Source organism: Streptomyces sp. NPDC088350, from assembly GCF_044753545.1.
GTDB lineage: Bacteria > Actinomycetota > Actinomycetes > Streptomycetales > Streptomycetaceae > Streptomyces.
Genome location: NZ_JBIVNL010000015.1, coordinates 1,191 through 19,323, shown reverse-complemented (window position 1 = coordinate 19,323; position 18,133 = coordinate 1,191). Strand labels below are relative to the sequence as shown.

Annotated in this window: 16 protein-coding genes; 5 read left to right on the top strand and 11 right to left on the bottom strand. The window is 71.7% G+C overall.

Annotated features, from left to right (window positions below; translation table 11 throughout):
- Positions 1–306 precede the first annotated feature (306 nt).
- The 3 genes from ACIQBL_RS40290 (at position 307) to ACIQBL_RS40280 (ending at position 5,284) form a co-directional block, all read left to right on the top strand.
- The gene (locus tag ACIQBL_RS40290; RefSeq protein WP_401952184.1) at positions 307–2,109 is read left to right on the top strand and encodes a glycoside hydrolase family 15 protein; all 1,803 of its coding nucleotides are present in this window, start codon (positions 307–309) and stop codon (positions 2,107–2,109) included.
- 101 nt (positions 2,110–2,210) lie between these two features.
- Entirely contained in the window at positions 2,211–3,593 is a 1,383-nt protein-coding gene (locus ACIQBL_RS40285; RefSeq protein WP_401951696.1) for an FAD-binding oxidoreductase, read from the top strand.
- 44 nt (positions 3,594–3,637) lie between these two features.
- Positions 3,638–5,284 carry a PucR family transcriptional regulator gene (locus ACIQBL_RS40280; RefSeq protein ID WP_401951694.1) on the top strand — a complete coding sequence of 549 codons (1,647 nt, stop codon included), beginning with the start codon at positions 3,638–3,640 and terminating at the stop codon, positions 5,282–5,284.
- A 9-nt stretch (positions 5,285–5,293) separates the two neighbouring features.
- Here ACIQBL_RS40280 and ACIQBL_RS40275 read toward each other — a convergent pair whose 3' ends face one another.
- The 5 genes from ACIQBL_RS40275 to ACIQBL_RS40255 all read right to left on the bottom strand — a co-directional run bounded on the left by ACIQBL_RS40275 (position 5,294) and on the right by ACIQBL_RS40255 (position 10,521).
- Positions 5,294–6,433 carry a glycosyltransferase family 4 protein gene (locus tag ACIQBL_RS40275; RefSeq protein WP_401951692.1) on the bottom strand — a complete coding sequence of 380 codons (1,140 nt, stop codon included), beginning with the start codon at positions 6,431–6,433 and terminating at the stop codon, positions 5,294–5,296.
- 228 nt (positions 6,434–6,661) lie between these two features.
- Entirely contained in the window at positions 6,662–8,380 is a 1,719-nt protein-coding gene (gene recN, locus ACIQBL_RS40270) for a DNA repair protein RecN (RefSeq protein ID WP_401952181.1), read from the bottom strand.
- 131 nt (positions 8,381–8,511) lie between these two features.
- Positions 8,512–9,417: an NAD kinase gene (locus tag ACIQBL_RS40265; protein ID WP_026179466.1), complete on the bottom strand. Its 906-nt coding sequence runs from the start codon at positions 9,415–9,417 to the stop codon at positions 8,512–8,514.
- Positions 9,414–10,229 carry a TlyA family RNA methyltransferase gene (locus tag ACIQBL_RS40260; protein ID WP_401951689.1) on the bottom strand — a complete coding sequence of 272 codons (816 nt, stop codon included), beginning with the start codon at positions 10,227–10,229 and terminating at the stop codon, positions 9,414–9,416. Before ACIQBL_RS40260 ends, ACIQBL_RS40265 begins: the two co-directional genes overlap by 4 nt.
- Positions 10,230–10,236: 7 nt before the next feature.
- Entirely contained in the window at positions 10,237–10,521 is a 285-nt protein-coding gene (locus ACIQBL_RS40255; RefSeq protein WP_401951686.1) for a hypothetical protein, read from the bottom strand.
- A 42-nt stretch (positions 10,522–10,563) separates the two neighbouring features.
- Here ACIQBL_RS40255 and ACIQBL_RS40250 point away from each other — a divergent pair, with 42 nt between their 5' ends.
- Positions 10,564–10,911, top strand: a complete 348-nt coding sequence (locus ACIQBL_RS40250; RefSeq protein WP_401951683.1) for an SCP2 sterol-binding domain-containing protein — start codon at positions 10,564–10,566, stop codon at positions 10,909–10,911.
- Here the strand turns inward: ACIQBL_RS40250 and ACIQBL_RS40245 are convergent.
- Genes ACIQBL_RS40245 through ACIQBL_RS40230 form a run of 4 tightly spaced genes read right to left on the bottom strand, consistent with a single transcriptional unit; the run spans position 10,895 to position 14,997 of the window.
- On the bottom strand, positions 10,895–11,779 hold the full coding sequence (locus ACIQBL_RS40245; RefSeq protein ID WP_401951680.1) for an ABC transporter ATP-binding protein: 885 nt from the start codon (positions 11,777–11,779) through the stop codon (positions 10,895–10,897). The genes ACIQBL_RS40250 and ACIQBL_RS40245 overlap by 17 nt on opposite strands.
- On the bottom strand, positions 11,776–12,831 hold the full coding sequence (locus tag ACIQBL_RS40240; RefSeq protein ID WP_401951677.1) for a FecCD family ABC transporter permease: 1,056 nt from the start codon (positions 12,829–12,831) through the stop codon (positions 11,776–11,778). The genes ACIQBL_RS40245 and ACIQBL_RS40240 overlap by 4 nt, the downstream gene beginning before the upstream one ends.
- Before the next feature lie 35 nt (positions 12,832–12,866).
- On the bottom strand, positions 12,867–13,910 hold the full coding sequence (locus tag ACIQBL_RS40235) for a FecCD family ABC transporter permease (protein ID WP_401951674.1): 1,044 nt from the start codon (positions 13,908–13,910) through the stop codon (positions 12,867–12,869).
- A 58-nt stretch (positions 13,911–13,968) separates the two neighbouring features.
- Positions 13,969–14,997 (bottom strand): HAD hydrolase-like protein, encoded by a 1,029-nt coding sequence (locus tag ACIQBL_RS40230; protein ID WP_401951671.1) that lies wholly within the window; start codon positions 14,995–14,997, stop codon positions 13,969–13,971.
- Positions 14,998–15,069: 72 nt separating this feature from the next.
- Between ACIQBL_RS40230 and ACIQBL_RS40225 the strand changes: the two genes are divergently transcribed.
- On the top strand, positions 15,070–16,362 hold the full coding sequence (locus tag ACIQBL_RS40225; protein WP_401951668.1) for a DUF1015 domain-containing protein: 1,293 nt from the start codon (positions 15,070–15,072) through the stop codon (positions 16,360–16,362).
- A gap of 70 nt (positions 16,363–16,432) precedes the next feature.
- On the opposite strand, the gene ACIQBL_RS40220 is transcribed toward ACIQBL_RS40225, so the two are convergent.
- On the bottom strand, positions 16,433–17,350 hold the full coding sequence (locus ACIQBL_RS40220) for a hypothetical protein (RefSeq protein ID WP_401952178.1): 918 nt from the start codon (positions 17,348–17,350) through the stop codon (positions 16,433–16,435).
- Positions 17,287–18,133: hypothetical protein (locus ACIQBL_RS40215; protein WP_401952212.1), on the bottom strand; the 847-nt coding region annotated here is incomplete at its 5' end. The genes ACIQBL_RS40220 and ACIQBL_RS40215, both read right to left, overlap by 64 nt.

Here is an 18,133-nt window from a genome sequence, read left to right as displayed (position 1 = left end):
ACAGACGCGCCCTGGTTACCTGCTTCTCACGTGCTGCTCACCCGTTCGGCCCAGGTCCGTTGGCGAGAGCGGCACACAGATCATCTACGTGCGTCGTATCCTGCTCGGACACTCGCTGCCGAGCCGGTCCGGAACACGGCACCACCCCCGCCCGTATATCCCGGAACAACGCGAGCTCGTCAGTCCGTTGAGCAACGACCCTCATTTGCTTCACGGCTCAACGACGCACTACAAACGATCCCTTGACCGCACACAGCGACCGCCCCTTTTCTGAGGGGCGACGTGGCCGTTCGACTGGAGTTGCACGTGGCCGGGCGCATCGAAGATTACGCACTCATCGGAGACATGCAGACCGCTGCCCTGGTCTGCCGGGACGGCACGGTGGACTGGCTGTGCCTGCCCCGCTTCGACTCCCATGCCATCTTCGCCGGCCTGTTGGGCACAGAGGAACACGGCTTCTGGCGGCTGGGCCCGGCCCACGCCGCCGACGCGCCGCCGCCCCACGCGGTCCGGCGCGGTTACCGCGGCGACTCGCTCATCCTGGAATCCGAGTGGGACACCCCGCGAGGCACGGTCCGCGTGACCGATTTCATGCCCCCTCGCGACGGCGCCCCCCAGCTGATCCGCATCGTGGAGGGCATCTCCGGCCGCGTCCCGATGCGCTCGACCCTCCGGATGCGTTTCTCCTACGGCCGGGTCGTCCCCTGGGTGCACAAGCACGAGGGCCGCACAGTCGCCGTCGCGGGCCCCGACTCCGTGTGGTTCGACACATCGGCGGAGACCTACGGCAAGCAGCTCACGACGTACGCGGACTTCACGGTCGCGCCGGGTGACCGGATCGCGTTCACCATCTCCTGGGAGCCGTCGCACAAGCAGCCGCCGGCGCTCCCCGAGCCGGAGCAGTCGCTGGAGGCCACGGAGGACTTCTGGCGCGAGTGGGTCGAGCAGTGCACGTACCACGGCCCGTACCGCGAGGCCGTCGTCCGCTCCCTGATCACGCTGAAGGCGCTCACCTACGCCCCGACGGGCGGCATCGTCGCCGCGCCGACCACCTCCCTCCCGGAGGAGATCGGCGGCGTCCGCAACTGGGACTACCGCTACACCTGGCTCCGCGACGCGGCCATCACCCTCTCCTCCCTCCTGCGCACCGGCTACCGCGAGGAGGCCCGCGCCTGGCGCGAGTGGCTCCTGCGCGCGGTCGCCGGCGACCCGGAGAACCTGCAGATCATGTACGGCATCGCCGGCGAGCGCGAGCTGGGCGAGGCGGAGCTGGACTGGCTGCCGGGCTACGAGAACTCGGGCCCGGTCCGGGTCGGCAACGGCGCGGCGCACCAGCTCCAGCTGGACGTATACGGCGAGGTCACCGAGGCCCTGCACCTGGCCCACATGACGGGCCTGGCCCGCAACGACTACGCCTCCCTCCTCCAGCTGAAGCTGATCCGCTACCTGGAGAAGCACTGGGACGAGCCCGACGAGGGCATCTGGGAGGTGCGCGGCCCGCGCCGCCACTTCGTGCACTCCAAGGTGATGGCCTGGGTCGCGGTCGACCGCACGATCAAGCTGATCGAGTCGGGCGACGCGGACGGCCCGCTGGAGAAGTGGCGCGAACTGCGCGACGACATCCACCGGGACGTGTGCGAGCGCGGCTACGACAAGGAGCGCAACACCTTCACGCAGTCGTACGGCTCGAAGGAGCTGGACGCCTCGCTGCTGCTCATCCCGCAGATGGGCTTCCTGCCCCCGGACGACAAGCGCGTGATCGGCACGATCGAGGCGATCCAGCGCGAGCTGTCCACCCCGGACGGCTTCATCCTGCGCTACCCGACCTCGGGCGAGGACGAGGGCGTCGACGGCCTCCCCGGCGACGAGGGCGCGTTCCTGGCCTGCTCGTTCTGGATGGCGGACGACCTCGCGATGATCGGCCGCGTGGACGAGGCCCGCAAGCTCTTCGAGAAGCTCCTCTCACTCCGCAACGACCTGGGCCTGCTGGCCGAGGAATGGGACCCGCGCCTGCAACGCCAGGTCGGCAACTTCCCGCAGGCCTTCAGCCACGTGCCCCTGATCGACACGGCGCTGCGGCTTACGGCGTCCGGGGCGTACGGGGGCTGACCCTTACCGCTCGGTGACGTGCGGCGGCCCGACGCGACCGCGGGGCTGAGCCCGCCTAGGCTGGTAGCTGTCCATTTGCCCCTTTCTGGAAGGGGGCGGCCATGGCTTCCCTCTCTACGGCGGGCGCGGCCCTTGCCGCGTTCCGCGAGGATCTGGTCGGCGACGTGTTCGCCCCGGGGGATCAGGGTTACGACGACGCCCGTGTCGTCTTCAACGCGATGATCGACCGGCGTCCGGCCGTGATCGCCCAGTGCGTGGACGAGGCCGACGTCGTCCGGGCCGTGCGCTTCGGGCGCGAGCTGGATCTGCCGATCGCGGTGCGCGGCGGCGGCCACAGCGTCTCGGGCATGGCACTGGGGGACGGCGCGCTGGTCGTGGACCTGCGTCACATGCGTGAGGTGACCGTCCATCCGGCGGCCCGTGCGGTACGGATCGCGGGCGGCGCCACCATGAGCGAGCTGGACAACGCGACCCAGGAACACGGGCTCGCGACCACCGGCGGCCGGGTCTCCACGACCGGGGTCGGCGGCTTCGTCCTGGGCGGCGGCAGCGGCTGGCTGGACCGCGCCTTCGGCCTCGCCGTCGACAACCTGCTCGGCGTCGACCTGGTGACCGCCGACGCGCGAGTGGTCCACGCGAGCGCCGAGGAGAACCCCGAGCTGTTCTGGGCGCTCCACGGCGGCGGCGGGAACTTCGGCATCGCCACCGCGCTCACCCTGCGACTGCACGAACTGCCGCAGTTCTCCGTCGCCTTGATGATGTACGACCCCGAGCACGGCCCGGACGTGGTGCGCACCTACCGCGAGATCATCGAGACCGGCCCGCAGGAGGCGAGCGGCGGAGTCATCTATCTGACCGGCCCGCCCGAGGAGTTCATCCCCGAGCACCTGGTGGGCAAGCGGCTGTGCGGCGCCCTGATCACCTACGCCGGGGCCGAGGAGGACATGCGCAAGCTCGCCCAGCCGCTGCTGGCGCTGCCGCACGAGGTCGAGATCGTCACCGCGCTGCCCTACCCCCAGTTCCAGACGATGCTCGACGATCCGCCGGGCCTGCGGAACTACTGGTCGGCCGAGTATCTGACCGGCGCGCCCGACGCGTTCACGGACGTCTACTGCGCCCTCGGGGAGAGCATGCCGGTCCCCACCGGAAACCAGCACGTCCTGTTCCCGCTGGGCGGCGCCATCGCGTCCGGCCCCACCGAGTTCCCGGTGCCGTACCGGGACGCGCCCTGGGCCGTGCACCCCTTCGGCATCTGGGAGGACCCGGCCGACGACGAACGCTGCATCGCGTGGGTCAAGGACGTCCGCGCCCGGGTCCGCCCCTGGAGCACCGGAGCGGTCTACCTCAACTTCATCGGCGACGAGGGCACGGACCGCGTGACCGCGGGCCTGGGCAGCGAGAACACCCGGCGCCTCGCGGCGGTGAAGCGGGAGTACGACCCCGACAACGTGTTCCGCTACAACCACAACATCAAGCCCGCCTAGGGCCGAGATGTGCACAGGGCATCCGCGCAGGTAGCGTCCGCTGCATGGACAGCCGTACGGACAGCACATTCGACACCCAGGGCGCCGGCATCACCGTGCAGCGGGCGCTGGAGCTGCCCGGGCTGCGCAGCGGGCTGCCGGAGATCCTGGCGGGCGCCGACCGCCTGCAGCGCACCGTGCGCTGGGTCCACGCGGGCGAGGTCCCGAACATCGCCTCCCTCCTCAAGGGCGGCGAACTGCTCCTGACCACGGGCTACGGCCTCGGCACCCGCCCGGCGGAACAGCGCGCGTTCGTCCGCACGCTCGCCGAGCGGGGCATCGCGGCCCTCGTCGTCGAACTCGGCCCGCGTTTCACCCGGCTCCCCGCCACCCTCGTCGAGACGGCCCGGGCGACCGGTCTCCCGCTGGTCCAGCTGCACCGCGAGGTACCGTTCGTCGCGGTCACCGAGGAGATCCACACCGAGATCGTCAACGGCCACTACGCGCTGCTCCAGCAGGCCGAGGAAGTGCACCGCCGCTGTACGGAGGCCCTGCTCGGCGGCGGTGGAATCCCCCAAGTCCTGGGCATCCTGGCCGACTTCAGCGGCAACCCGGTCTTCCTGGAGACCCCGGACGGCCAACTCCTGTACGCGGCGGGGTCCGGCCCCGAGGGCACCGACCCGCTCCAGGTGTGGGAGGGCCTGCGCGGCCCGCACAAGGACGCCTCGCCGCCCGCCGGTTCGGTGCTGGTGGACGTACCCGGCGGCGGCCCCGGCACGGGCTCGGTCCGCGCACGGCTCGTCCTCCTCCCGGTCCGCGCTCCCCTCGCCCCCGTGCACCGCATCGCCGCCGAACGGGCCGCCGGCATCCTCGCCGTGGTCCTGATGCAGGCCCGCCAGGAGGAGGAGCTGGCGGCACGCGGACGCGGCGACTTCCTCACCGACCTCGCCGAGGGCCGCATCGCCGCCGGGGACGCCCCGGCGCAGGCCCGCGTGCTGGGCTTCAAGCCCGGCACCAGCCCGCTGCTGCCGGTGGTGATGCGGCTGGGCGACGCGCTGTCGTCACCCGGCGGCGGCTGGGCGGTTCTGGCCCGCGCGGTCGCGGAAGAGCTGGCCTCGGTGGGGGTCCCGGTCCTGCTGGGCGTACGACCGGTCGAGGGCCGCGTCCCGCTCCTGCTCGGCCTGCGCTCGGAGTCGGAGCGGTCGGCGGTCGCGGACCGGGTCGCGGCGGCGCTGCGGGCGGGCGTGGAACGGGCCGGGATGCAACGCCCGGGCGCACAGCCGCCGATCGTGGTCGTGGGGGTGGCCGGCGGCTGGGCGGCGGCGTCGGCGGGACTGCGGCACGCTGCCGAGACCGCGACGGCGGCACAGGGCCTGTCCGACCGCCCCTGGTACGACGCCCGGCGCCTGGACATCGAGCTGCTGCTGTGGCGGCTGCGCGACCATCCCGACCTGGCGGCCTTCGTGGACCGCGCGATCGGCCCGCTCCGGGACCACGACAACCGCTCCAAGCCACCCCTGCTCCCCACCCTGGAAACGTACTTGGCGCACGCGGGCCGCAAGGCGGAGACGGCACGCGAACTGCACCTCAACCGGCAGACCCTCTACAACCGCCTCGCCCGCATCGGGGAGTTGCTCGGCACGGATCTCGAAGACCCGCAGACGGTACTGGCGTTGAGCCTGGCGCTGCGGGCCCGCAGACTGGTGCCCTAGGGCTGCATCTCAGGTCAGCGGCAGGGGCTGGGTCAACTCGTCGTAGACACTCAGCACTTGGGCGACGGTCTCGTCCTCGGTGGGCCAGGTGGCCGCCTGCCGGGTGCCCTTCTCCCGCAGCAGTTCCCGGCGTTCGGGGTCGCGCAGCAGTTTGGTGACCGCGTCGGCGAGGGCCTTCGCGTCGCCGTAGGGCACGAGTTCGGCGGCGTCGCCGACGAGTTCGGGGATGCCGCCGACGGCGGTCGCGACGAGCGGCACGCGGGCGTGGAGGGCCTCCTGGGCGATCACCGAGCGGGACTCCCAACTGCTGGGCAGCAGCGCGACATCGGCGGTGGCGAGCAGCTCACCGACGTCGTCCCGCCGCCCGATGAGCCGCACCGGCAACTCCTCGTCCTCGATCCGCCGCTGCAACTCGCCCCGCAGCGGCCCCTCCCCCGCGATCACGAGCAACGGCGTCGGATCGAGGCGGCACCAGCCGCGCGAGGCGTCCAGGAGCGTGTCGTAGCCCCGCTGCCGGTCGAGCGAGCCGACGGCGACGAGCAACGGGCGCTCGGTGGCGCCGAGTTCGGCACGGAGCTTGGGCCGCAGCCGATCGGGATCCTCATGGTCCACGACGGCTCGGCGCGGCCCCGGCAGCGCGACGGCGGCGAGCCGGGCGTCCCGGGCACCCGTCCGCCGAGCCCGGTCGACGAGATCGGACGTGGTCCCGAGGACGACGACGGCGGCTTTCACGACCCGCCGCTCCAGCAGCCGCAGCAGGTGCGCCCGCGCCCCTTCGACCTGGGCGCGGTTGTGCCACGTGACGACGAGCGGGGTGCGGCGACCGCTGAGCGCGAGGGCGGCACGGAAGGAGGCGTGCAGCCCGTGCGCGTGCACCAGGTCGGCATCCGCGCAGGCCGCCCGCAGCGCCGCCACGGACGCCGGGTCACTGCTGCGGGGCACGTGCACGTGTTCGGCACCCGCACCCGTGAAGTCGTAGGCCTGATCGGCCTCGACGGGGGCGCACACCGTCACCCGCACGCCCCGCGCGACGAGCCCGGAGGCCAGGGAGCGCACATGCGCGCTACTGGCGGCATTGCCTCCGCCGAGCACCTGCACGGTGCGCAGCGGCGACTGGCCGTGCGGTGAGTGGCTGCTCACGGGGGTCACGTGGCCGGGGCTCCTGGTTCGGCGACGGGCGGTCACGACGAAAGTACAGAAGGATCGGGCGATGGGGGTGTATCGCTCGCTTCCTACGCGTTCCAACTCAAGGATGCCAGCACGTACGGGTGTTCCGACAACGCGGAAGGGCCCGGGGCCGTACAGGAGGGCAACACGGGCGGGGCATGTCACCCGTACGAGTGAGGACCGCACTGCCTCCTCGACGACGTGCCCGCCCTACCCGTCCGCCCTCGCCGTCGCCAAGAGCTCCTCCGCGTGCGCCCGCGCCGTCTCCGAGTCCTCCTGGCCGGCCAGCATCCGGGACAACTCCCGTACCCGGTCCTCGCCTTCGAGGACCTTCACGCCGGAACGGGTGACGGACCCGTCGTTCGTCTTCTCGACCAGGAGCTGCCGGTCGGCGAACGCGGCGACCTGGGGCAGGTGGGTGACGACCACGACCTGCGCGGTCTTCGCGAGCTTCGCGAGCCGCCGGCCGATCTCGACCGCCGCCTTGCCGCCGACACCGGCGTCGACCTCGTCGAAGAGATACGTCGGCACGGGATCGGTCCCCGCGAACACGACCTCCACGGCGAGCATCACGCGCGACAGCTCACCGCCGGACGCGCCCTTGGCGATGGGCCGCGGCGGGGCACCGGGATGCGGGGCGAGCAGCAGCTCGACCTCGTCGACGCCCGACGGCCCGTAGGCGACCGCACGTCCCCCGACCTCGACGCCCTCCGGGTCCTCGGTCTGCCGGATCTCGAACGACACGCGCGCGTGCGGCATCGCGAGGGAGGCGAGTTCGGCGGTGACGGCCGCGGCGAACCGCTCGGCGGCCTCCGTACGCGCGTCGGTCAACGCCTGAGCGAGACCGCCCAGTTCACCCCGCAGCGCGTCCCGCTCGGCGGTCAGCTCGTCGATGCGGTCGTCGTCGCCGTCGAGTTCGGTCAGCCGCGAGGCCCCCCGCTCGGCGTAGGCGAGCACGGCGGCGATGTCCTCGCCGTACTTCCGCGTGAGCCCATTGAGCGCGGCCCGCCGCTCCTCGACGGCGGCCAGCCGCAGCGGATCGGCGTCCAGGTCGTCGGCGTAGCCCGCCAGCTCCCCCGCCACATCGCCCAGCAGGATGCCGATCTCACCGATCCGGTCGGTCAGCGTGGCCAGCGCCGAGTCGTGCGACCGCACGGCCTCCAGCGCCCGCTGCGCACCCGCGACGAGGGTCGCCGCGTCGATGCCCTCGGGGTCCTCGGGATTGCCGGCGAGCGCGGCATGGGCAACCGTCGCCGCGGACGCCAACGCCTCCGCGTGCCCGAGCCGCTCGGCCTCGGCGGCGAGTTCCACGTCCTCCCCGGCACGCGGCTCCACACCCGCGATCTCGTCGAGCCCATACCGGAGCATGTCGGCTTCCTGGGCCCGCTCCCGCGCGCGCGTGGTGATCTCGTCCAGCTCGACGGCGACGGCGCGCAGCCGCCGATAAGCCTCCGCGTACTTGGTGAGCGGCCCGGTGACGGCGTCCCCGGCGTACCGGTCGAGCGCCTGCCGCTGCCGGGACTGCTTCAGCAGCCCCTGCTGATCGGTCTGCCCGTGCACGGCGACCAGCTCGTCGGCCAGCTCCGCGAGCACCCCCACCGGCACGGACCGCCCGCCCAGGTGCGCCCGGGACCGCCCTTCGGCGGAAACGGTACGGCTGATGAGCAGCGTCCCGTCCTCCAGCTCGGCACCGGCCTCCTCGGCGCGCAGCACGGCGGAGCCGCCCGGAGGGACGGAGATCCGCCCCTCCACGACCGCGTTCTTCGCCCCGATCCGCACCAGCGCCGGGTCCGCCCGCCCACCGAGCAACAACCCCAGACTGGTGACGACCATGGTCTTGCCCGCACCGGTCTCACCCGTGACAGCGGTGAACCCCGGCGACAACTCGACGACAGCGTCGTCGATGACTCCGAGCGACCGTATCCGCATCTCTTCCAGCACGGTGAAGACCTTACGAGGTAGGGCGGGAGAAGCGCGAGGCACCCTGTCACCCAGGGGAGTGGACCCACCTTCTTTTAGGGGCGCGGGGAACTGCGCGCCCAGCCCCCACCGGCCCGCAGCTAATGAGGAGCCCCCCGCCACCCCGAAACAGGCAACGCGAACTTCGCAACAAGCCGATCGGTGAACGACGCATGGTGCAGCCGAGCAAGCCGCACAGGCACAGCCCCCCGACGCACCTCGACCCGAGCCCCAGCAGGCAGTTCCACAGTCCGCCGCCCGTCACACCACAAAACCCCCGGCGGGATATGCGGCAACACCTCAACGGCAAGCACAGAATCCGGCGAGGTAACCAACGGCTTCGCGAACAACGCGTGCGCACTGATAGGCACCATCAGCAACGCCTCAACCTCGGGCCACACAACAGGCCCACCCGCGGAAAACGCATAAGCCGTAGACCCGGTGGGAGTCGCACAAACGATCCCATCACACCCGAACCCCGTCACAGGGCGCCCGTCGATCTCCAGCACGACTTCGAGCAACTTCTCCGCGCCGGCCTTCTGCACCGCCGCCTCGTTCAACGCCCAGTCCGTGTGCACGATGTTCCCGTTCTTGTGCACGACGACATCGACGGTCATCCGCTCCTCGACCTCGTAGGCCCGGGTGACCACCCGGTCCACGACCTTGTCGAGATCGTCCCGCTCGGCCTCCGCGAGGAACCCCACGCTGCCGAGGTTGACGCCGAGCATCGGCACCCCGGACGCCCGCGCGAACTCCGCGCCGCGCAGCAGCGTGCCGTCGCCGCCGAGGACGATGAGCAGCTCGCAGCCCTCAAGGCACTGCGGGGTCGCCTCGGTGACCGTCTCCACCTCGTCGGGCAGCGGCAGGTCGCGTGCCTCGTACTCCAGGACGCGCACTCCGATGCCGGACTGGAGCAGCCCCTTGACGACGAGTTCGGCACTCCGGATGGCCGCAGGGCGACCCGTGTGCGCGAGCAGGAAAACAGTACGAGCTCGGTTCTGTGTCAACGCGGCCCCTCCGCCACTGCACGGTCAACATCGGCCGGGTCCAGTTCGGGTGCCCCGGCCCGCAGCCACAGAAAGTACTCGACATTCCCGGAGGGCCCGGGCAGCGGGCTGGCGGTGACGCCCTCCACCCCGAGCCCCAGTTCCCCGGCCCGCCGGGCGACACCGCGTACGGCCTCGGCCCGCAACTCCGGACTGCGCACGACACCCCCGCTCCCCAGCCGTTCCTTCCCCACCTCGAACTGGGGCTTGACCATCATCACCAGGTCCGCGTCCGGCTTCGTGCACCGCACCAGGGCGGGCAGCACGAGCCCGAGCGGGATGAAGGACAGATCCCCCACGACAAGATCCACAGGCTCCCCATCGATCGCTTCAAGCGTCAACTCGCGTACGTTCGTACGGTCCTTGACGGTGACGCGTTCATCGCTCTGAAGAGACCACGCGAGTTGCCCGTACCCGACGTCCACGGCGACGACGTGCGCGGCACCGGCCCGCAGCAGTACGTCGGTGAAGCCCCCGGTGGACGCGCCGGCGTCCAGCGCCCGCCGCCCCTCGACCACGAGCCCCTTCGGTACGAAGGCCTCCAGCGCGCCCGCGAGCTTGTGGCCGCCCCGCGACACGTAGTCGGGGTCGCTGTCGTCCAGGACGACGACGATCGCGGCGGCCGTCTCCACCTGGGTGGCGGGCTTGGTCGCGACGGTCTTGCCGACGGTGACCCGGCCGGCGGCGATCAACTGGCTCGCGTGCTCCCGCGAGCGCGCGAGCTTCCGCCGGACCAGCTCGGCGTCGAGACGTCGGCGTGCCACTCCTGCCACGTTCGGTTCAGCTCCTGCGGTCGTACGTCGATGGGGGCGCCGGAGGTCCCGGGCGGGCGTCGAGCGCGGTGAGCGCGTCGCGCAGCCCCCGGTGTACATCCTCGTACACCTCGACATGGCCGTCCGTGGCGAGGTGTACGGTGTCGGCGAGGCGCCCGAGCTGGGCGTCGACGTCGGCGTCGCCGCTCGGGGCGCGGTCCACGTTCAGGGGGGCCGGGGCGGCGGGGTCGTACGACGCTTCGACCTCGGCCGGCTCCTCCTGCGCCAGGGGCTCGGGAACTGAGTCGCTCATGCCCAGACGCTACCCCGAAGGCCTGGGGTACCGTCGATCACGATGGCAACGATCGAAGAGTGCCGCGTCGCACTCGAGAAGCTCTCGGACAACATGCAGAAGGCCGATGGGAATGTCCGCGCCGCCGCGGCCATGGACCGTTCGGTCAGCTGCCGGATCACCGACCTCGACGTCACGTTCGTGGGCCGGCTCACCGGCGGCCGGATCGTGGTGGACGAGACCGTGCAGGGCCTTCCACCCGAGAAGGCCCAGATCAGGCTGACCATGGCGGGCGACGACCTGGTCGCCATGGTCAACGGCGGCCTGAACTTCGCGAAGGCCTGGGGCTCGGGCCGGGTGAAGCTGGAGGCCAACGTGTTCGACCTGTTCCGCCTCAGGAAGCTTCTGTAGCGGCCACACGGACCCGTGCCTTGCGCGCCGCCGGCACCACCAGCGGTGTCCCCGTCTCCGGGTCGTCGATGACCTGGCAGCGCAGTCCGAAGACCTCCTCGACCAGTTCGGCCGTGACGATGTCGCCCGGGGCGCCCTGCGCGATGACCGCGCCCTCCCGCAGCGCGATGAGGTGGGTGGCGTACCGGGCGGCGTGGTTGAGGTCGTGCAGCACCGCGACCAGCGTGCGGCCCTGCTCCTCGTGCAGCTCCGCGCACAGGTCGAGGACGTCGATCTGGTGCTGGATGTCCAGGTAGGTGGTCGGCTCGTCGAGCAGCAGCAGGGGCGTCTGCTGGGCGAGCGCCATCGCGATCCACACGCGCTGCCGCTGCCCGCCGGACAGTTCGTCGACATAGCGATCGGCCAGCTCGGCGACGCCGGTCTGCGCCATCGACTCCTGTACGACCCGCTCGTCCTCGCCGGACCACTGGCGCAGGATGCCCTGGTGCGGGTACCGACCGCGGCCCACGAGGTCGCCGACGGTGATCCCGTCGGGCGCGATGGACGACTGCGGCAGCAGGCCCAGCGTCCGCGCGACCTTCTTCGCCGGCATCGACTGGATGACCTGCCCGTCGAGCAGCACCCGGCCCTCGTTCGGCTTCAGCATCCGCGACAGCGCCCGCAGCAGCGTGGACTTGCCGCACGCGTTCGGGCCGACGATCACCGTGAAGGAGTTGTCGGGGATCTCCACCGACAACTCGCGTGCGATGACGCGCTGGTCGTAGGCGAGGGTGACGTTCTCGGCGGACAGGCGGTTCACGGTGCTCCTTCGATTGTTCAGCCCGCTGCTGAGGCCGCTCTGGTGGCTCTGGTGGCTCTGCTTGCTCATATCCGGCCCGCCTTGCGCTCGGTGACCAGAAGCCACAGCAGGTAGACCCCGCCGACGACTCCGGTGACCACGCCCACGGGCAACTGGTCGGCGCCGAAGGCCCGTTGGGAGGCCCAGTCGGCGGTGACCAGCAGGGTGGCGCCCATGCACAGCGAGGGCACCAGGTTCGGCCCCGGCGAGCGGGTCAGCCGCCGGGCCAGCTGCGGCGCCGTGAGCGCCACGAAGCCGACGGGTCCGGCGGCGGCGGTCGCGGCCGAGGTGAGCAGCACGGCGGCGACCATCAGCAGCAGCCGTACGCGCTCGACGCGCACCCCCAGGGCGTACGACACGTCGTCGCCCATCTCCATCATCCGCAGCCCCCGCGCGTTCGCGAGGACGAGCGGCACCAGTACGGCGCACAGCGCGAGCAGCGGCCAGACCTGCGTCCAGTCACGGCCGTTGAGGGAACCGGTCATCCACACGACCGCGCGGGCCGCGTCGACGAGGTCGGCCTTGGTGAGCAGATAGCCGTTGACCGCGGTGACGACGGCGGAGACTCCGATGCCGACCAGGACGAGGCGGTACCCGTGCACCCCCTGCTTCCAGGCGAGCAGATAGATCGCGAGCCCGGTCACCAGCCCGCCGACGAGCGCCCCGAGGGTGACGGCGGTCGCGCTGCCGGAGAACAGCACGATCATGACGAGCGCCCCGGCCGTCGACCCCTGCGAGAGACCGAGCACGTCCGGACTGCCCAGCGGATTACGGGAGATGGACTGGAACAGCGCACCGCCGAGCCCGAGCGAGGCACCGACCAGCAGCCCGACGAGAACCCGTGGCAGCCGCAGCTCGTTGACGATGAACTGCTGTCCCGCGTCACCACCCCCGAACAGCGTCTTGAGCACGTCACCGGCCGAGATCGGGAAGTCACCGGTACCGATCAGCACGACACTCGCGGCGAGCGCGCAGACCAGGAGAAGGACGACGACCGTGAAGGCACGGAGGTCGAAGCGGAGGGAGAGGCCGCCGGTCCGCACGGCCTTCGTACGGAGCACTTGAGTAGGTGTGGCCTTCACAGCTGGGCCGTCCTCCGCCGTCGTACGAGAGAGATTCACAGCTGAGTCGTCCTCCGGCGCCGCACAAGACAGATGAAGACCGGCCCGCCGAGGATCGCGGTGACGATGCCGACCTGGAGTTCCGCGGGCCGCGCGATCAGCCGGCCGAGGACATCCGCGCCGAGCAGCAGCACAGGCGACAGGATCGTGGCGTACGGCAGGATCCAGCGCAGGTCGGGACCGGTGAAGGAGCGCACGACGTGCGGCACCATCAGGCCGACGAACACGATCGGACCGCAGGCCGCCGTGGCCGCCCCGCACAGCACGGTCGCGGAGAGCATGGCGAGCGCGCGGGTGCGGTTGAGGTCGGCTCCGAGAGCGCGGGCGGTGTCGTCGCCCATCGCCACCGCGTTCAGCGGCCGGGCGAGCAGCAGGGCGACGACCGTGCCGACCGCGAAGAACGGCGCGACCTGCGTGATCGTCGAGCCGGTGGCCGAGGCCAGCGAACCGACCGTCCAGAAACGCATCTTGGAGAGCGCCGCGTCGTCCATGATCATGACGGCCTGGAGATAACCGTAGAGCGCGGCGCTGATCGCGGTGCCGGCGAGGGCGAGGCGCACGGGTGTGGCGCCCCGGCTGCCGCCCAGGAACCAGACCAGCGCGCCGACCACAGCCGCACCCGCGAAGGCGAACCAGACGTAGCCGCTCAGCGAGGTGACACCGAAGTAGGTGATCGCGGTGACGACGGCGGCGGAGGCACCGGCGTTGATACCGAGCAGCCCGGGGTCCGCGAGCGGGTTGCGGGTGAGCGCCTGGAGGACCGCGCCGGAGAGGCCGAGCGCGGCACCGGCGAGCAGCCCGAGGACCGTACGGGAGATCCGGTCGCCGACCACGACGTCCGCGTACGTCCCGGAGTCATGGAACAGGCCGTGCCACACATCCCCCAACGGCAGCGATTTCGCGCCGACCGCGATGCTCGCCAGGGCCACTACGACCAGGAGCGCCACGGAGGCGAAGAGTCCAAGGACCCGTATCGCCCGGCGGGTTGGGGGCGCGGGGGCGGTCTCCGCGCGCTGTTCTGGGGGGCTGTCGACCAACACGAGGTTAGGTTAGCCTACCCTCGCATCCACTCCGGAGGCCGAGCCCCGCCTCCCCGTGTCACAACCCCAGTCTCGCCAGCGCCTTCTCCCCGTCCAGCGCGCAGGAACCGTCCCCCGCCGCAGTCCAGGCCGCCGCACAGAGCGCCCGCAGCCCGTCCAAGGGCTCACCCTCACCGTCGAGTTCCAGCCGCTCGCGGCCCGCCGTCGCGGTCCACCCCCCGCACCGGAAGCCGTCTCCCGCCCCGGTGACCTCGGGCTGCCCGGTGAGCATGCCCCGCAGATCGGCGTCGACATACGTCGGCCGGTGCTGCGGCGGCGCGGCTAGAAGCTGCGCTCCGTCGGTCACGCCCGTCAGGACGAGCAGCGAATCGACCTCCCCGTTGAACGCCCCCTCGATGTCCGTGTCCAGCCGGTCCCCCACCACCAACGGCCGCTCGGCGCCCGTCCGCAGGATCGTCTCCTTGTGCATGGGCGGCAACGGCTTCCCCGCCACCTGCGGCTCGGCCCCGGTCGCTATCCGTACGACCTCCACCGCCGCGCCGTTGCCCGGCGCGATGCCGCGCGCGCTCGGGATCGTCAGGTCGGTGTTGGACGCGAACCACGGCACCCCGCGCGCGATCGCGTAACAGGCCTCCGCGAACCGCGACCACACCAGGTCGGGCCCGCCGTAACCCTGCACGACCGCCACCGGCTCGTCGTCCGCCGAGTCGACGGGCTCAAGTCCGCGTTCGCGCAGCGCGACCCGCAGCCCCTCCCCGCCGATCACCAGCACCCGGGCACCCGCCGGCACCTGCTCGCTGATCAGCCGGGCGACGGCCTGCGCGGAGGTGATGACGTCGTCCGCACCGGTCGGTATCCCCAGCTCGGTGAGATGCTCGGCCACCGCGTCCGGCGTCCGCAGAGCGTTGTTGGTGACGTAGGCGAGCCGCATACCGCCCGCGCGCGCGGTGGCGAGCGAGTCGACCGCGTGGGCGATCGCGTTGCCCCCCGCGTACACCACCCCGTCGAGGTCGAGCAGCGCCGTGTCGTACGCCTCGCTCAGGGCCCGGCCACTGCCCTCGGGACTCGTCCTGACGCTCTGGCTCATTCCACATCGCTCCTCGTTCGATCGCTTTCACCCGATCATCCCGCATGCCACTGACACACGTACGATGCCGGGATGAACACCGCAGGTCACTCGGAAGCAACGGAGCGCCGAGGCCTGGAACTCACCCCGTTCCGAGGCCTTCGCTACGACCCCGACCTGGTCGGCAGCCTGGCCGCCGTGACGTCCCCACCGTACGACGTCGTCGTACGCCCCGACGGGCTGCACCACCTCCAGGACTCCGACCCGCACAACATCGTCCGCCTGATCCTCCCGCAGGCCGTCACCCCCAGCGCCCGCAACGAACAGGCCGCCGACACCCTGCGCCGCTGGCTCTCCGAGGGAGTCCTCACCACCGACCCCGAGCCCGGCCTGTACGTCTACGAACAGCGCGACGGCAACGGCCTGTTGCAGCGCGGCGTCATCGGCGCCCTGCGCCTGTCGGACCCGTCGGAGGGCGTGGTCCTGCCCCACGAGGACGTCATGCCGCACGTGGTCGCCGACCGCGCGGCCCTCATGCGGGCCACCTCCGCGAACCTCGAACCCCTGCTCCTCACCTACCGGGGCAGCGGCTCACCGACCGACACGACGACGGTGGTCGAGCGCATCGCCCAGGACCCCGCACTCCTGTCGACGACCACGGAGGACGGCTACAGCCACCGCCTGTGGTCGGTCACCGACCCCACCGACCTGGCCCGCATCCAGTCGGACCTCGCCCAGCACCAGGCCCTGATCGCCGACGGCCACCACCGCTGGGCGACCTACCGACGTCTACGCGCGGAGCACCCCTCCCCCAGCCCCTGGGACTACGGCCTCGTCCTCCTCGTCGACACGGCCCGCTACCCGCTCCGCGTCCGCGCGATCCACCGCCTCCTGCACGGCGTCCCGGTGTCCGACGCCCTGGCGGCCCTCGACGGCCTGTTCCGCGTCCAGCACCTGGAAGTCCCCCTCCCGGAGGCCTTGGATGTCCTCGCCGACGCGGCCTGCGCCGGCAACGCCTTCCTCCTCGCCGGCGACGGCGCCTTCCACCTGGTCGACCGCCCGGACCCGGATCTCCTGGCCCGTACGATCCCCACCGACCGCCCGGCGGCCTGGCGCACCCTGGACGCGACGGTCCTGCATGCCACCCTCCTGGACCACGTCTGGCTCATCCCCGAGGACGACCCGACCCGCATCGCCTACATCCACGACACCCCCGCCACCGTCCGCAAAGCGGAACGAGACGGCGGCACGGCCGTTCTGATGCACCCCGTCCGCGAGGAGGTCGTACGCGACCTGGCCCGCCAGGGCGTCACGATGCCCCGCAAGTCGACGTCCTTCGGCCCAAAGCCGGCGTCGGGCCTGGTACTGCGCACGCTGGAACCCTGAAACAGCGGGAACACAAAAGGGCGGAACCCCGGTGCCGGGATCCCGCCCTTGTCACTGACGCGCGGTGTCGTCAGTCCTTGTCGTCTTCTTCCTTGACGACGTCTTCCTTGACCGCGTCTACCTCGACGACGTCTACCTTGGCCTCGACCTCGTCTTCGACGTCCTCGATGTCGTCGTCTTCCTCATCCTCGAGGTCGAGGTCGATGTCGATGTCGGCTTCCGCCTCGTCGGCTGCGGAGGCTTCCTCCTGGAGCTCGCCCTCGTCGTCGCGCTCATCGTCGTCATCGTCCCCGTCCTCGTCCTCGTCCTCGACGAAGGCGTCGACGAACTCGACACCGTCCATCGCGGCAAGGCGGTCCGACGCGTCCGTGCTGCCGTCCTTGTCGGACTCCACGGCCTTGGCGAACCACTCCCGCGCCTCGTCCTCACGCCCGGCGGCGAGCAGGGCGTCGGCGTAGGCGTAGCGCAGGCGCGCGGTCCACGGCTGCACACTGTTCGAGGCCAGCTCGGGGCTCTGCAACGTGACGATGGCCGCGTCGAGCTGGTCCATGTCACGCCGGGCACCGGCCGCGACGAGCCGCATCTCGACCTGTCCGGCCTTGTCGAGCTTGTGCACCTCGGGGGCCCCGGCCATGTCCAGCGCCTTCTCGGGCCGCCCGAGCCCACGCTCGCAGTCGGCCATCACAGGCCACAGATCCACAGTGCCGGTCATCCGCCGCGCGGCCCTGAACTCGGCCAACGCCTCGCTGTACTTCTGGTTCGCGTACGCGGCGAACCCGGCCGCCTCGCGTACGGCGGCGACGCGCGACGCCAGCCGCAGGGCGATCTTGGAGTACGCGTAGGCGCCCTCGGGGTCCTCGTCGATGAGCCGGGCGACCATCACCAGGTTCTTGGCGACATCCTCCGCGAGCCCCTTCGGCAGGCTCAGCAGCTCCTGCCGTACGTCCTTGTCGATCTCCTCGCCCGTGACGTCCTCGGGGATCGGCAGCCGCTTGATCGGCTCACGGTCGCGGTCACGCTCCCGCTCGTCACGGAACCGGCCACCACCGCGCCTGTCGTCGCCCCGACGGTCATCGCGCCGGTCGTCACGGCGGGGGTAGCCACCCCGGTCGTCGTCACGCCGGAACGCGGGCCGCTCACCACGGCTGTCGTCACGACGGAACCCACCGGGACGGCTGCCGCGGTCACCGCCGCGGTCGTCACGGCGGGGGCCGGCCGGCCGGTCATCACGACGCGGGGCGGCGGAACGGTCATCACGGCGGGGGTAGCTGCCACGGTCGCCACGGTCGTCGTCACGCCGGAAGGCAGGACGCTCGCCTCGGTTGTCGCCGCGGTCGTCGCGCCGGAACGGGGGACGCTCACCACGGTTGTCGCGATCGTCACGCCGGAACGCGGGCCGCTCACCACGGCTGTCGTCACGCCGGAACCCACCACGATCCCCACCACGGTCGTCACGACGGGGACCAGCCGGCCGGTCATCACGACGCGGGGCGGCGGAACGGTCATCACGGCGGGGGTAGCTGCCACGGTCACCACGGTCGTCGTCACGCCGGAAGGCAGGACGGTCCCCGTCGCGACGGTCGTCCCTGCGGTCGTCACGGCGGAAGGGCGGTCGCTCGCCACGGCTGTCACCACGGTTGTCACTACGGTCGTCGCGCCGGAAGGGCGGGCGCTCGCCACGGCTGTCGTCACGCCGGAACCCACCACGATCCCCACCACGGTCGTCACGACGGGGACCAGCCGGCCGGTCATCACGACGCGGGGCGGCGGA

Excerpts from the sequence above, each read along its gene's own strand:
- ACIQBL_RS40285 (WP_401951696.1), top strand. The coding sequence starts at position 2,211 with ATGGCTTCCCTCTCTACGGCGGGCGCGGCCCTTGCCGCGTTCCGCGAG.
- ACIQBL_RS40280 (WP_401951694.1), top strand. The coding sequence starts at position 3,638 with ATGGACAGCCGTACGGACAGCACATTCGACACCCAGGGCGCCGGCATC.
- recN (WP_401952181.1), bottom strand. The coding sequence starts at position 8,380 with ATGCGGATACGGTCGCTCGGAGTCATCGACGACGCTGTCGTCGAGTTG.
- ACIQBL_RS40255 (WP_401951686.1), bottom strand. The coding sequence starts at position 10,521 with ATGAGCGACTCAGTTCCCGAGCCCCTGGCGCAGGAGGAGCCGGCCGAG.
- ACIQBL_RS40250 (WP_401951683.1), top strand. The coding sequence starts at position 10,564 with ATGGCAACGATCGAAGAGTGCCGCGTCGCACTCGAGAAGCTCTCGGAC.
- ACIQBL_RS40245 (WP_401951680.1), bottom strand. The coding sequence starts at position 11,779 with ATGAGCAAGCAGAGCCACCAGAGCCACCAGAGCGGCCTCAGCAGCGGG.
- ACIQBL_RS40230 (WP_401951671.1), bottom strand. The coding sequence starts at position 14,997 with ATGAGCCAGAGCGTCAGGACGAGTCCCGAGGGCAGTGGCCGGGCCCTG.
- ACIQBL_RS40225 (WP_401951668.1), top strand. The coding sequence starts at position 15,070 with ATGAACACCGCAGGTCACTCGGAAGCAACGGAGCGCCGAGGCCTGGAA.